General features: G+C 71.6%; 16 protein-coding genes. 5 read left to right on the plus strand and 11 right to left on the minus strand.

Going from position 1 to position 13,040, the window contains the following annotated elements; translation table 11 throughout:
• Nucleotides 1-125: 125 nt before the first annotated feature.
• From ACZ42X_RS25695 to ACZ42X_RS25745, 11 genes are all read right to left on the minus strand, one after another.
• Nucleotides 126-647, minus strand: a complete 522-nt coding sequence (locus ACZ42X_RS25695) for a hypothetical protein (RefSeq protein WP_468294560.1) — start codon at nt 645-647, stop codon at nt 126-128.
• Nucleotides 648-808: 161 nt separating this feature from the next.
• The gene (locus ACZ42X_RS25700; RefSeq protein ID WP_468294563.1) at nt 809-1,549 is read right to left on the minus strand and encodes a hypothetical protein; all 741 of its coding nucleotides are present in this window, start codon (nt 1,547-1,549) and stop codon (nt 809-811) included.
• The gene (locus ACZ42X_RS25705; protein ID WP_468294566.1) at nt 1,546-2,115 is read right to left on the minus strand and encodes an RNA polymerase sigma factor; all 570 of its coding nucleotides are present in this window, start codon (nt 2,113-2,115) and stop codon (nt 1,546-1,548) included. The genes ACZ42X_RS25700 and ACZ42X_RS25705 overlap by 4 nt, the downstream gene beginning before the upstream one ends.
• A gap of 31 nt (nt 2,116-2,146) precedes the next feature.
• Complete coding sequence (locus tag ACZ42X_RS25710) at nt 2,147-2,614, minus strand: hypothetical protein (protein ID WP_468294568.1); 468 nt, start codon at nt 2,612-2,614, stop codon at nt 2,147-2,149.
• Between the two features lie 109 nt (nt 2,615-2,723).
• Entirely contained in the window at nt 2,724-2,969 is a 246-nt protein-coding gene (locus ACZ42X_RS25715) for a DUF397 domain-containing protein (protein ID WP_468294571.1), read from the minus strand.
• On the minus strand, nt 2,966-3,790 hold the full coding sequence (locus ACZ42X_RS25720; protein ID WP_468294574.1) for a helix-turn-helix domain-containing protein: 825 nt from the start codon (nt 3,788-3,790) through the stop codon (nt 2,966-2,968). Before ACZ42X_RS25720 ends, ACZ42X_RS25715 begins: the two co-directional genes overlap by 4 nt.
• Before the next feature lie 116 nt (nt 3,791-3,906).
• A complete protein-coding gene (locus ACZ42X_RS25725; protein WP_468294577.1) occupies nt 3,907-4,218 on the minus strand; it encodes a hypothetical protein in 312 nt (103 codons plus the stop codon).
• 67 nt (nt 4,219-4,285) lie between these two features.
• Nucleotides 4,286-5,356, minus strand: a complete 1,071-nt coding sequence (locus ACZ42X_RS25730) for a hypothetical protein (RefSeq protein ID WP_468294580.1) — start codon at nt 5,354-5,356, stop codon at nt 4,286-4,288.
• Between the two features lie 133 nt (nt 5,357-5,489).
• Nucleotides 5,490-6,086, minus strand: a complete 597-nt coding sequence (locus ACZ42X_RS25735; RefSeq protein ID WP_468294583.1) for a hypothetical protein — start codon at nt 6,084-6,086, stop codon at nt 5,490-5,492.
• 102 nt (nt 6,087-6,188) lie between these two features.
• Nucleotides 6,189-6,863: a DUF4328 domain-containing protein gene (locus ACZ42X_RS25740; protein WP_468294585.1), complete on the minus strand. Its 675-nt coding sequence runs from the start codon at nt 6,861-6,863 to the stop codon at nt 6,189-6,191.
• A 65-nt stretch (nt 6,864-6,928) separates the two neighbouring features.
• Nucleotides 6,929-8,536, minus strand: coding sequence for a beta-N-acetylhexosaminidase (locus ACZ42X_RS25745; protein ID WP_468295191.1), 1,608 nt, complete (start codon nt 8,534-8,536; stop codon nt 6,929-6,931).
• A gap of 361 nt (nt 8,537-8,897) precedes the next feature.
• Between ACZ42X_RS25745 and ACZ42X_RS25750 the strand changes: the two genes are divergently transcribed.
• From ACZ42X_RS25750 to ACZ42X_RS25770, 5 genes are all read left to right on the plus strand, one after another.
• Nucleotides 8,898-9,455, plus strand: a complete 558-nt coding sequence (locus ACZ42X_RS25750) for a 2-oxo-4-hydroxy-4-carboxy-5-ureidoimidazoline decarboxylase (RefSeq protein ID WP_468294587.1) — start codon at nt 8,898-8,900, stop codon at nt 9,453-9,455.
• A 146-nt stretch (nt 9,456-9,601) separates the two neighbouring features.
• Nucleotides 9,602-9,982: a succinate dehydrogenase, cytochrome b556 subunit gene (gene sdhC, locus ACZ42X_RS25755; protein WP_361420963.1), complete on the plus strand. Its 381-nt coding sequence runs from the start codon at nt 9,602-9,604 to the stop codon at nt 9,980-9,982.
• An 8-nt stretch (nt 9,983-9,990) separates the two neighbouring features.
• Nucleotides 9,991-10,470, plus strand: coding sequence for a succinate dehydrogenase hydrophobic membrane anchor subunit (locus ACZ42X_RS25760; RefSeq protein ID WP_468294590.1), 480 nt, complete (start codon nt 9,991-9,993; stop codon nt 10,468-10,470).
• 22 nt (nt 10,471-10,492) lie between these two features.
• Nucleotides 10,493-12,247: a succinate dehydrogenase flavoprotein subunit gene (gene sdhA, locus ACZ42X_RS25765; protein WP_468294593.1), complete on the plus strand. Its 1,755-nt coding sequence runs from the start codon at nt 10,493-10,495 to the stop codon at nt 12,245-12,247.
• Nucleotides 12,247-13,011: a succinate dehydrogenase iron-sulfur subunit gene (locus ACZ42X_RS25770; RefSeq protein WP_468294595.1), complete on the plus strand. Its 765-nt coding sequence runs from the start codon at nt 12,247-12,249 to the stop codon at nt 13,009-13,011. The genes sdhA and ACZ42X_RS25770 overlap by 1 nt, the downstream gene beginning before the upstream one ends.
• Nucleotides 13,012-13,040 lie beyond the last annotated feature (29 nt).

Genomic DNA, 13,040 nt, shown 5'->3' on the forward strand with positions numbered 1-13,040 from the left:
GTGGCGCTGATAGGAGTACGGGGCCGTACCGCGGACCCGTGGACGGCGACCGGGGCCTCTCCTGTGGGGGGTGGCGGCCCCGGTCGTCGCTCCGTCTGTCCGGTTCTCCGGCTCTCAGGCCCTTCCTAGTCCTGCAGGGCGGAGCGCATGTGGCGATGGTCACCGAGGGAGCGGCGGCGCACCCAGAGGATCCCGCAGCAGAATCCGATCACGCCTGCGGCGAAGAGCAGGGGCGCACCCCATGAACCGCCGACCGCGCCGAGAGCCAGCAGGCCCACCGCGACCAGCCCCATGAAGCCCAGCCAGTACGGCAGCCACCTGCCCGCGCGCTCCATCCGCCCGAGTTGCTGGTCGACCAGACGGCGCATGGCCGCCCGCTCCCCGGGGTCGGTCGGCACCTCACGGTGCCTGACCTTGCGGTTGAGCTCGGCGAGCCCGCCCGGGTCGGTGCCGACCGCGCGGGCGGTCTTGCGGCGCTGCGCGGCGATGACCGCGACCGCGACCGCGGTGTACAGCACGCCGTGAACCACCCACCAGACCGGATGCTCGTCCCGGTCGACCGCGGCCCGGACCCCCAGCACCACCAGAAAGATCAATAGCGCCTGCGCGATCAGGCTTCGGTCGAGCCAGCGCTTGAAGGCGTGCACGGCACCTACCTCCTCAGGGATGAGCGGCTTACCGCCGCCACTCCCCAATACCCCGGCGGGCACGGCCTATTGGCGGTGCTCGAGTGTGCCGTACGACCGCGGGAGGACCCGCGGCGGCGGCGTGGCGCTCATCCGCCGCACCGCACCCCGCGTGCCCTCCGTCAGGGCCGCTTGCCGCCGCCCGCCGGCTTCCCGCCGCTCCGACCCTCGCCGCCGCTGTCGCCGCCGGTGTCGCCGGTGTCGCCGGTGTCGCCGGTACCCTCGCCGCCGCCGCTCGCCGCGCCCTTGGCCGGCTGCGCCTCAGGCCCGGTATCGGCCCCGGCCCCGGACCCGGCCGCAGCACCAGACCCGGAGCCGGATCCGGTCTGCGGCTGCCCCGCCTTCCGCTCGTCGTCGTCGCCCGTCGTCGGCCGGCCCTCGTCCTCCCCGGCCTCGCCGGGGCGCGTCGCCTCCGGCGTACCCACCGAGGGTGTGGGCGACGCGCCCGACCGCCCGGGCTCCTGCTCCGTGAGCGGCGGCGCGGGCACCTCGCGCGGGGCCGTCGGCACCGACGAGGGCCGGGGCACCGAGCCGCCACGGCCGCCGTCGCCGAACGGCGTGCGGATCGCGCCCGTCTGCGCGGCCACCGCGACCCCGCCCAGCAGCACCGTCGCCGCCAGGCCCATGGCCGCCGCCCGCAGCGAACGGCGGCGCCGCACCTCGGTGCGGCCCGGCCGCCAGTCGTCACGCCGCCGGGCCCCGCGGACGCCGTGGGCGTGTGCGTGGCCATCCGCGGCACGCGCGGCACGGAAGGCCGCGAGCGCTTGCTCCTCGCGGACCGGATCGACGGCGTCGTCGCCTCTCATGGCGGCCGCCCACAGCGCTGCCGCCGCCTCCGGCGGCTCGTCCGGTTCCCGTCTCATTGCCTTGCTCCGCCCTGCGCCAGTCGCCCGGCGAGTCTCCGCAGTCCTCGGTACGCGGCGGTGCGCACCGCCCCCGGCCGTTTGCCCAGGACCCGCGCGGTGGCGGGCCCGTCGAGCCCCACGACGACCCGCAGCAGGACCGCTTCGGCCTGGTCGCGCGGCAAGCCGCGGATCAGCGCGAGCGCCTGCTCGGTCGACAGGGTCTCCAGCGCCGAGGCGGCCGTGTCCTGGCCGCCCGGCATGTCCAGTACGTCCTGCTCGATCAGCGTCGTGCGAGGGCTGCGCCGCTGCTTGCGCAGGTGGTCGAGCGCCCGGTGACGGGCGATCGTCGCGGTCCAGCCCCGGAAACCGGCTCCGTCACCACGGAACCGCCCGAGGTCGCGGGCGATCTCCAGCCACGCCTCGGCGGCCACGTCCTCGGCGTCGTCGCCGACGAGCCCGCGCACGTAACCGAGCAGTCCCGGGTGGACCAGCCGGTACGCCCGGGCGAAGGCGTCCTCGTCGCCGCGCTGGGCGCGCTCGACGGCAGCGCCGAGCTCCGCGTCGTACGCGTCGTACGCCCCCACACTTCCCTCTTCGTGCCGACCGTTCCCCCTCCTAGCTCTGCGTGCGCGCGCCCGGAAGTGTCACAGCGGCCACCTTCCGGCCCGCCCGACGGCCGTGCAGCATCAGGTAGAACCGCTGCACGGACTCCTCCGGCCCGGCCTCGAACCGGTTCACCACCTTGCCGAGCGGGTTCCAGACCCGCCCGTCGGGCATGCGGATGCCGAGGGGCTGCCCGAAGTACGCGCGCTGGTGCGCGTCGAAGTCGACCCACCGCGCCCCCGCCCGGCGCACGACGACCTCGCCGGTGTACGCCCCGAGCCCCCTCAGCACCGCCTCGACCCGCTCCCGCTCCGGCCGGTCGCGCCGCAGCCCGTCCACCATGAAGTCGACGAGCCGCAGGCTGGCGACGCTGTAGTCGAGCGGCAGCTGCCGGTTGCGCTCGGTCAGCCGCGCGACGAAGCCCGCCACGTGGGCGCGGACGTCCTGGGCGCCGGGCAGTGTGCTGAAGTCTCCCTGCATGTGAGACCAAGCGACGGCGGGGGCGGAAGCGTCACACGGGCAGCGCGCAGCACCGCCGCCCACCCGGCGGGTGGACGGCGGTGGATGTCGGCAGGCGGCGGCCCGGGGGTCAGCGCGTGGTCGCGTACGAGACGAAGGAGGTCCAGGCGCCGGGCGTCAGGGCGAGCTGGGGGCCGGAGGGGACCTTGGAGTCGCGGACGTGGATGGTGGAGGGGCAGGCGGCGACCTCGACGCAGTCGTCGCCGGAGCCGCCGCTGTAGCTGGACTTGTGCCAGGAGAGGGCGACCTCGACGCAGCTGTCACCCGATCCGCCGCTGTAGCTGCTCTTGAACCAGACCAGTTCGTTGGTGCTCATAGCGCTCCTCGAAGTCGCGTCAGCAGGCCCCTGGAATCCTCAGGGGTGAGGGCCTGCGACCGCAGTTTCCCATAGCGCATCTGCAGCACGCTGATCGTTTTGGAATCGGCGATGAACTGCCCGTGCTCCTGCCCCTCCAAGTACGCCAGCCACTGGTGATCCGGCGTCTCCGCCATCTGCATCGGCCCGTCCAGCCCCGCGTGATGCCCCCGCGCCAGCGGCAGCACCTGCAGGTCCACGTTCCGGAGCTCCGTGACCTCCAGCACATGGTCCAGCAGCCCCCGCGTCACCTCCGCCCCGCCCACCTCATGGCGGAAGAGGTGCTCCTCGATGATGAAGCTGTACGCCGTGTTCGGCCGGTCCCGCAGCAGGGCCTGGCGCTCCTGCCGCGCCGCGAGCTGCGCCTCGATCTGTTCGTCGCTCAGCGGCGGCAACTGCCCGCGGAAGAGCACCTGCGCGTACGCCTCCGTCTGCAACAGCCCCGGTACGACCCTCGGTTCGTACGTGTCCAGGCTCAGCGCCGACGCCTCCAGCAGCGCCCACTTGCGGAACCAGATCGCGAGGCCCGGCTTCCGGGTGAGGTGCCGGTACGCCTTGCGCAGCGCGCCGAAGGCTTCCAGGACCTCCTCGGCCTTGTCCACGAACTGCCGGGTCGGGAAGCGTCTGCCCTGCTCGACAGAGGCCAGGTAGTGCGCCGAGTACCCCAGGATGGGCGCCAGCGACTCCTGCGTGTGGCCCCTGTTCTCACGGAAGGCCTGGAGTACGGCGCCGAAGGTCTTGAGACTCTCGGACGGTTCGGGTTCGGTGGTGCTCTCTGTCATCCGGTGACCCCCGGGTCGTTCGCGCGGTGTCCACCCCCGTGGCGAGTCACCCATGTTCACAGACCGTGACGCGCACCGTCCACTCTTCGCGCTCGTACAGTCACGGACTGTACGGGTCAGTCGTCACCCCGTACGGGCTCCGCCCACGCGGCGTACCCCAGCACCGGCGGCTCCCCAGCCGAGAGGTCCACGCGCACCCGGAGGCCGTAGTGGACGTGGTACGCGAGTCCCTCGACGTCGACGAGGCCGCACTCCGTGCCGCCGTCGCGCGGCTCGCGGAAGCCGGTGGACTCCACCACGTCCCAGCCGGCTTCGCGGGCGCGGTACACCCACTCCTGGTACGCCTCTTCGTTCCCGCCCACGTCCGGGTCGGTGTCGCCGACCCGGACGACGATCTCCACGGGGTCCAGTCGCCGCCGCCGCGCCATGCGCGTCGCACCTCCCGCCGTACAGGGCCTGTCCCACCTGTACGACGGGTCCCCCGCATCAGCGGGCCTACGCGGTGCCGCCCTCGGGCGGCTCCTCGGCCGTGAAGCCCTCCTCGGGGAACTCCTCCTCCGAGAACTCCTCGTCCTGCATCATGGCGCCGGCGAAGCCGCTCATGATCTCGTCGAGGTTCAGTTCGGTGGCTCCGGCGGGAGCCGTCGGCTTCTCGCCCGAGCTCATCTTGAGGACCAGGCCGAACTTCTTGACCTTGGCGTTCTCCGCGAGCTTGGCGAGGTCGACGTACACCTCGGTGAGCTCGCCGTTCTTGAGCGTGAAGTCGGCCGAGGCCTGCTCGTTCGGGAGCTCCTTGAGCTCCTTCTCCGTCGGCAGCTCCTGCATGCCCGGCGGCAGGTCCTTCTCGAACTTGCGGACCTGGTTGACCAGGTCGGTGACCAGCGTGCGGAAGGGCGCCACGGCGGTGATGTGCTCGGTGCCGTCCTTGTCGCCGGAGGTCTTGAAGTCCACGTCGCGGGCGAAGACGCCGCGCAGGGCCTCCAGGAGCTTCTTCTCCGTCTTGGCGTCGAGGGAGGGCTCCGGGGAGGGCTTTCCGGCCGTGTCCGGGTTCAGCTCGGACTGCGCCTCCTTCATCTCCTTGGCGCTGATCTTCACCCACTTGCCTTCGAGCACGTGCTTGAGCGCCTCCGGAGCGTCCGGGGGCAGCTCGTCGGCGGTCGGCATGGGCGCGCCGAAGGCCTTGGAGAGGGCCTTCGTGTCGCTGCGGACGTAGGCGTAGTCGCCGACGAGCCGGTACTCGATGAGGTCGCCGTCCGGGTTGCTCACCTTCATGGCCATGCCGACGAGGTCCTTCTCGTCGGCGGACTCGGCCAGCGGCTTCTTCGACTCCACGGTGAAGGAGACCTTCGCGCCGCTGAACAGGTTCGCCGCCTCGTCGGGCAGGGGCTCCTCTCCGGGCTCGCGCTCGGAGGACTCGTCCAGCGCCTTCAGGGTGGCGGCGTCGGCGTCCAGGTCGAGTTCGAAGGAGAGCGACTTCTCCTTGCCGAGCTTCTCGAAGGCCTTGTCGAGCTTCTGTCCGGCGGAGAGCTGCTCCACCGTCCCGCAGGCGGTCACGCCCGCCAGCACGGCGGTGGCGATGGCGGTGGCGGTCAGGGACTTGCGTATGGCTGAAATGATGATCTCCTCGTCAGTGCGATCACCCTGTGATCACCCAGAAGACTCACCATGCGGCCAAAGAGTTGCCCCGCTCAAGTGATTTCTACGCGGTACGCGCGCGGCGGGAGACGACCGCGCGCAGGACCCGCTGCCCCTCGGCGGAGATGTCCCGGGCCAGGCGCAGCCCGGCCGGGCCGCCGGTGGCGAGGAGCTCCAGGACCCGGGTCTGGCGGCGCAGTTCGCCGCTGACCAGGGGTCCGGCGCCGTCGGTCTCGCCCGTCCGGTAGCGCTCCGGCGCGCCGGTGGAGGCGGGCTCCAGGCCCTGGTGGAGGGCGAGCGCCGAGCGGGAGCAGGCGTCGGCCCACGCGTGGAGCGGTGTCCGGGCCCACGCCGGGGGCGCGTCGTCGAGCATCGTCCGTACGAGCGCGCCGGTCGCGTCCGCCGGGGCGCCGTCCTCCGCCACGGCCTGCCGGGCCTCGGCGAGCCGCCGGTCCCAGCCGTCCTCACCGCGCGCGACCGCCGCCCACAGCGAGCGGAGGACCTCGGCGGTGGGCGCCGGGTCGAGGAGGGGCAGGCAACGGTCGAAGCAGGCCAGCGCGGACCCGGCGAGCGCGCGCTCGTCGGCCCGCGCGATCAGCTCCACCAGGGTCGGGGCCTGGCCCGGATTCTGGGTCGTGCTCGTGCTCGGGTGAGTACTCATGGGGGTCGTCTCCCGTCGCGGTCGCGGTACTCCCCTTACTGCGCCGCCCGTCCGGAAATCGTCACTCGCGGTGCACGCGAAAGATCGTTTCCGCAACCGCGCTCACACTGCGGCCGGCGCGAGCACGGGTCCGTACTGCGCCTTCGCCTCCTGCATCGCCGTCAGGCGGCGTACGACGGCGATGGCGAGGACCGCCGCCAAGGCGTCCGTGACCTCGGAGACGGCCAGCGCCTCGCACGCGGTCACGAACTCCCGGGCCCGGTCGGCCTCCTCGTACGCCCTGCTCGCGAGGAGGCCGACGAACCCCGAGAACAGCCACAGCAGCCACCACACCATGACGAGGGTGGGCCGCTCGCCCTTCCCGTACGCGGCGCGGGGATCGCGACGGCTCGCCCGCCAGGTCTGCCGGGCGATCTTGCAGGGGATGACGACGTTGGCGATGGGGATGAACCAGGCACCGATCGCCCAGCCGGGGCCGTTGCCGAACATGTCCGGCGCGAACACGCCGGCGTTCACCCGCACCCGGTGGAACCAGATGATGAAGACCACGGCGGTGGTGAGGACGGACAGCGTCTGCAGCACGCCGGCCGCACTCGTCAGGACGTCGGCCCCCACGCCCTCCACGGTCGCCATCGGCTGCCCGGCGGTCACCTGCTCGCGCATCATCCGGCGCACGGCGAGGTCGGCGTAGAGGGCGTAACAGTCGACGGCGATGACGACACCGAGCAGCGCGACCACGGCGCGGCTCAGGCCGACGGGCGAACGAAGGACGGACACGCGGGCCCCCAGGGAAACGGAACGTGCGCCCCCGCTCCGAGGGCGCACCGCACCTTAAGGCTCCGTCAGCCCAGCCTGCCCGCCAGGGTCCTGAACGCCTCCCAGGTCAGCGGGGGCCTGTCGGGGTCCCAGAGCTTCTGGGCGGTCGCGCGCAGCGGCATGCGGATGCCGGCCGCCACCTGGTCGGCGGTCTGCGCGTTCGCGAGGTCGCACCAGATGGCGAAGCTGCCGCCGAGGATCTGGCCGGCGTAGCGCGCCGGGACGGGGGTGGTGCCGCGGACGACGAGCGGGGTCCACTCCTGGTAGATGCGGCTGCCGGTGGGGTACGTGAACTGGTTCGGCTCGCCGAGGACGTAATAGAGGTACTCGTCGTTGTAGTTGATCAGCCGGCGGCCCTCCTGGAGGTACTCGACCGGCGGGCGTGCGCCGATCTCCTTGCCCGTCCAGTAGGCGACGTCGACGTCCTTGGCGGGCGTCACCGTGCCGCCGGGGAAGAACCCGTCGTTCCAGGCGCGCATCCGCTTGCCGGTGGGCCGCACCACCGCCGCCCGGTCGTTGAGCCAGCCGGTGGCGAGGTCCTGCACGCGCGCGTTCGCGCCGTACTTGCGGCGGGCCTCGGCGGCGAGGTTCGGGTACGACGCCTCGGGGTTCCGGGCCATCAGCGCCACGTACTCGTCGGCGCCGAGGTGCCAGTACGCGCCCGGGAACAGCCCCGCGTACTCGCGCAGCAGCTCGTCGACGATGCGGGCGGCGGCCGGGTTGGCGATGTCGACCGCGCCGCGCGGCGTCGAGCCCTGCGCGCTGCGCAGCTGGAGCGAGGGGTGGGCGGCGATGACCGCGCCGAGGTGGCCGGGCGAGTCGATCTCGGGCACGACCTCGATGTGCAGGCTCCGGGCGAGCGAAACGATCCGCCGCACCTCGGCCTTGGTGAGGTGCTCGCGGGCGACCACCTCGGGGTGCGACGACGACTCGATGCGGAACGCCTGGTCGTCGGAGAAGTGCAGCCCCAGCTGGTTCAGCTTGAGGTCGGCCATCTCGCGCAGCCGCGCCTCGATCCACGCGGCGCTGAAGTGCTTGCGGGCGATGTCGACCATGAGGCCGCGCTGCGGCTTGCCGGGCCGGTCGCGGATGACACCCTCCGGCACGGCGCCGCCGGAACGCAGCGCCTGCTTCAGGGTCCGCGTGCCGTAGAAGACGCCCGCCTCGTCGGGTCCGCTGATCCGTACGCGCTCGTCGCGCGCGGTGAGCGTGTACGACTCGGCGCCGCCGCTCTGCCCGCTCCGCAGTGCCAGCTCGACGTCCCCGGCCCGGGCCGCCGCCTCGCCCCGGTACTCCACCTTGAGCTCGCGGGCGAGGAGCCGCGCCTCGTCGGCGAGGACGCCGCTGCCACGCGCGACGACGACGGCGCTCCCGGCCCGGGGCTTCCAGCCGGGGCCGCGCGCGGGCTCGTGGTCGCGTACGGCCGGGATGGTCCGGGGCTCGGAGGAGAGCGGGTAGCTCCGCGTGGGGGTGGGTGAGGGCGACGGGGTCCTCGACTGCGGGGGTGTCGGGGTCCCGGGCTGCGCCCGGGTGGCCCCGGTGGTGGCGGCGGGCCCGCCGTCACCGTCCGCGCACCCCCCGAGGGCGAGCGCCACGACGACCACCCCGGCCAGCCCCGCCCCCCAGCGCGGCACCCGCCCCCTACGGCGCGCGCCACGCCCGAGGGCCGCACCGGAATCACCGGAACCGCCGGAAGGGCCGGAGCGTCGGGACGCGCCCGCGTCGGCGGGCGGGCCGGCGGGCAGAGGCCGGGTCCCGCCGCCGGCGGCGGGGGCCGTCAGGTCAGCGGCCGCACCGCCGCCGGAAGCGTCCGTCGAGGGCCACGTCAGGTGCCGAGTCACGCCGCTCACGCGACCATCTCCTGTCGCATTCGTCCAGCATCTCCACGGAAACTCTCCCGTCCGGGTGAAGTTCTTGCATCTCTCGGACACCTCTCGCTCACCCTGTGTAACGTTGTGACCACCCCTCACACCTGCCCCATTCGAGGAGCCCACGATGGCCGCCGAATCCACCGCAGGCACCCCGAATCGGCCGCTCGCCATACCCGGCGCACGCCCCGCGGCCGACGGGCTCGCCCGGTTCAACGCCGCCGCGCGGCGGGACGCCGAGGCCGCGCTGCTCGCCTGCTGCGGCAGCCGCCGCTGGGGGCGGCGGGTCGCGGCACACCGGCCGTACCCCACGCTCGACGCACTGCTGGCCGCCGCCGACGAGGCGGGGTACGACCTGTCGGCCGCCGACCTGGTCGAGGCGCTCGCCGACGAGGCCCCGCCCGTGCTGCCGCCCGGCACGCCCGCGGCCGCGCACACCGCGCTGGAGGCCGCCCACGCCGCGTACCAGCAGCGCTTCGGGCACGCCTTCGTGATCTGCCTCGACGGCTACCGCCCCGAGGAGCACGTCGACCAGGTGCTGGCCGGAATCCGCTGCCGGCTGGGCCACGCGCCCGACGAGGAGCGCGCCGTCGCCGCCGACGAGCTGCGCCGCCTGGCTCGCGGCAGATTGTCCCGCCTTGTGGCGGATTGTGGGCGCCCGGGTAGCCCGTACGTGCTCGTTTGATTGCCTGTTTGATCACACTGGCGGACCCCGCGCGAGCGAACCGACAAAGCGTCGCTACGATGACCGGGGCCGGTGGACCGTACCCGGCCGGGCCAGACCGACAGAGAAGCCGGCCGGCCCCAATCCCGCTCCCGGAGGGTTTTTCCGTGCCGGCTGGAACGCTGTACCGCGGCCGGGAAGGCATGTGGTCGTGGGTGGCTCATCGAGTCACCGGCGTCCTCATCTTCTTCTTCCTGTTCGTACACGTACTGGACACCGCTCTCGTCCGCGTCTCGCCCGAGGCCTACGACGATGTCGTCGCCACGTACAAGACGCCGCTCGTCGCGCTGCTGGAGTACGGCCTCGTCGCGGCCATCCTCTTCCACGCGCTCAATGGCCTCCGCGTCATCGCCGTGGACTTCTGGTCCAAGGGCACCCGCTACCAGAAGCACATGCTCTGGACCGTGATGGTCGTCTGGGTGGTGCTGATGGCGGGCGCCATCTACCCCGTCCTCGGCCACGCCGCACGTGAACTGTTCGGGAGCTGACGCCAGAGATGTCCACTGACACCCCCACTTCCGCGGTCGGTCCCGTCGAGGGCGTAAGCCTCTACGACGTCGACCACCCCGCCCCGCTCATCGAGCCGCCGCGCAAGCGCACCACGAAGACGCCGAAGTCGACGCGCGGCAACTTCGAGATGGCCGCGTGGCTCTTCATGCGCCTGTCCGGCGTGGTCCTCGTCGTCCTCGTCATCGGCCACCTGCTGATCCAGCTGGTGCTGGACGGCGGCGTCTCCAAGATCGGCTTCGCCTTCGTGGCCGGCCGCTGGGCGTCCCCGTTCTGGCAGGTCTGGGACCTGCTGATGCTGTGGCTGGCGATGCTGCACGGCGCCAACGGCCTGCGTACCGTGATCAACGACTACGCCGAGCGCCCGAACACGCGCCTGTGGCTCAAGGGCCTGCTGTACACCGCCACGGTGTTCACCATCCTTCTGGGCACGCTGGTGATCTTCACCTTCGACCCGAACATCCGCTAGGCACGGGGCTGAGGAAATCCGCATGAAGATCCACAAGTACGACACCGTCATCGTCGGCGCCGGCGGCGCGGGCATGCGCGCCGCCATCGAGGCGACGAAGCGCAGCCGTACCGCCGTGCTGACGAAGCTCTACCCGACCCGCTCCCACACGGGCGCCGCGCAGGGCGGCATGGCCGCCGCGCTGGCGAACGTGGAGGAGGACAACTGGGAGTGGCACACCTTCGACACGGTCAAGGGTGGTGACTACCTGGTCGACCAGGACGCCGCCGAGATCCTGGCGAAGGAGGCCATCGACGCCGTCCTCGACCTGGAGAAGATGGGCCTGCCGTTCAACCGGACCCCGGACGGCACCATCGACCAGCGCCGCTTCGGCGGCCACTCCCGCAACCACGGCGAGGCCCCGGTCCGACGGTCCTGCTACGCCGCGGACCGCACCGGCCACATGATCCTCCAGACGCTGTACCAGAACTGCGTCAAGGAGGGCGTGGAGTTCTTCAACGAGTTCTACGTCCTGGACCAGCTGATCACCGAGGTCGACGGCGTGAAGAAGTCCGCCGGCGTGGTCGCCTACGAGCTGGCCACCGGTGAGATCCACGTCTTCCAGGCGAAGGCCGTGATCTACGCGTCCGGCGGCACCGGCAAGTTCTTCAAGGTGACGTCGAACGCGCACACCCTGACCGGTGACGGCCAGGCCGCCTGCTACCGCCGTGGTCTGCCGCTGGAGGACATGGAGTTCTTCCAGTTCCACCCGACGGGCATCTGGCGCATGGGCATCCTGCTCACGGAGGGCGCCCGCGGTGAGGGCGGCATCCTGCGCAACAAGGACGGCGAGCGCTTCATGGAGAAGTACGCGCCCGTCATGAAGGACCTGGCGTCGCGTGACGTCGTGTCCCGGTCCATCTACACGGAGATCCGCGAGGGCCGCGGCTGCGGCCCCGAGGGCGACCACGTCTACCTGGACCTGACGCACCTGCCGCCGGAGCAGCTGGACGCCAAGCTCCCGGACATCACCGAGTTCGCGCGTACGTACCTCGGCATCGAGCCGTACACGGACCCGATCCCGATCCAGCCCACCGCGCACTACGCCATGGGCGGCATCCCGACCAACGTGATGGGTGAGGTCCTCAGCGACAACACCACCGTCGTGCCGGGCCTGTACGCGGCCGGCGAGGTCGCGTGCGTGTCGGTGCACGGCGCCAACCGCCTCGGCACCAACTCGCTGCTGGACATCAACGTCTTCGGCAAGCGGGCGGGCATCGCCGCCGCCGAGTACTCGGCGAAGGCCGACTACGTCGAGCTGCCGGACGACCCCGCCTCCTTCGTCCAGGAGCAGGTCGAGCGGCTGCGCAACTCCACCGGCACCGAGCGGGTCTCCGTACTCCGCAAGGAGCTCCAGGAGACGATGGACGCCAACGTGATGGTGTTCCGCACCGAGCAGACGATCAAGACCGCGGTCGAGAAGATCGCGGAGCTGCGCGAGCGGTACCGAAACGTGGCGATCCAGGACAAGGGCAAGCGGTACAACACCGACCTGCTGGAGGCCATCGAGCTGGGCAACCTGCTCGACCTCGCCGAGGTCATGGCCGTCTCCGCCCTGGCCCGCAAGGAGTCGCGCGGCGGTCACTACCGCGAGGACTACCCGAACCGCGACGACGTCAACTTCATGCGCCACACCATGGCGTACCGCGAGGTCGGCGACGACGGCACCGAGACCGTCCGCCTCGACTACAAGCCGGTCGTCCAGACCCGCTACCAGCCGATGGAGCGTAAGTACTGATGGCTACCCCCGTCATGGACAAGGCCGAGGCGGTGGCCAAGTCGGCCGCCTCGCCGTACATCACGGTCACTTTCCGGATCCGCCGCTTCAACCCGGAGATCTCCGACGAGGCGCAGTGGCAGGACTTCCAGATCGAGATCGACCCGAAGGAGCGCGTGCTCGACGGTCTCCACAAGATCAAGTGGGACGTCGACGGCTCGCTCACCTTCCGGCGCTCCTGCGCGCACGGCATCTGCGGCTCCGACGCGATGCGGATCAACGGCAAGAACAGGCTCGCCTGCAAGACGCTGATCAAGGACATCAACCCGGAGAAGCCCATCACGATCGAGGCCATCAAGGGCCTGACGGTCCTCAAGGACCTGGTCGTGGACATGGAGCCGTTCTTCCAGGCGTACCGCGACGTGATGCCGTTCCTGGTCACCAAGGGCAACGAGCCGACGCGTGAGCGGATCCAGTCCGCCGAGGACCGCGAGCGGTTCGACGACACGACCAAGTGCATCCTGTGCGCCGCGTGCACGTCGTCCTGCCCGGTGTTCTGGAACGACGGCCAGTACTTCGGTCCGGCCGCGATCGTCAACGCGCACCGCTTCATCTTCGACTCGCGTGACGAGGCCGGGGAGCAGCGGCTGGAGATCCTCAACGACAAGGACGGCGTGTGGCGCTGCCGCACCACGTTCAACTGCACGGAGGCCTGCCCGCGCGGTATCGAGATCACCAAGGCGATCCAGGAAGTCAAGCGCGCGCTGATCACGCGTCGCTTCTGACCCTCCGTCACGCCTGACGCACCGTCAGA

The organism is Streptomyces sp. NPDC030862, from assembly GCF_055571835.1.

Bases quoted from the DNA above. Each gene is read 5' to 3' on its own strand.
- ACZ42X_RS25700 (WP_468294563.1), bottom strand. From the start codon at position 1,549: ATGAGACGGGAACCGGACGAGCCGCCGGAGGCGGCGGCAGCGCTGTGG.
- ACZ42X_RS25710 (WP_468294568.1), bottom strand. From the start codon at position 2,614: ATGCAGGGAGACTTCAGCACACTGCCCGGCGCCCAGGACGTCCGCGCC.
- ACZ42X_RS25715 (WP_468294571.1), bottom strand. From the start codon at position 2,969: ATGAGCACCAACGAACTGGTCTGGTTCAAGAGCAGCTACAGCGGCGGA.
- ACZ42X_RS25720 (WP_468294574.1), bottom strand. From the start codon at position 3,790: ATGACAGAGAGCACCACCGAACCCGAACCGTCCGAGAGTCTCAAGACC.
- ACZ42X_RS25725 (WP_468294577.1), bottom strand. From the start codon at position 4,218: ATGGCGCGGCGGCGGCGACTGGACCCCGTGGAGATCGTCGTCCGGGTC.
- ACZ42X_RS25735 (WP_468294583.1), bottom strand. From the start codon at position 6,086: ATGAGTACTCACCCGAGCACGAGCACGACCCAGAATCCGGGCCAGGCC.
- ACZ42X_RS25750 (WP_468294587.1), top strand. From the start codon at position 8,898: ATGGCCGCCGAATCCACCGCAGGCACCCCGAATCGGCCGCTCGCCATA.
- ACZ42X_RS25760 (WP_468294590.1), top strand. From the start codon at position 9,991: ATGTCCACTGACACCCCCACTTCCGCGGTCGGTCCCGTCGAGGGCGTA.
- sdhA (WP_468294593.1), top strand. From the start codon at position 10,493: ATGAAGATCCACAAGTACGACACCGTCATCGTCGGCGCCGGCGGCGCG.
- ACZ42X_RS25770 (WP_468294595.1), top strand. From the start codon at position 12,247: ATGGCTACCCCCGTCATGGACAAGGCCGAGGCGGTGGCCAAGTCGGCC.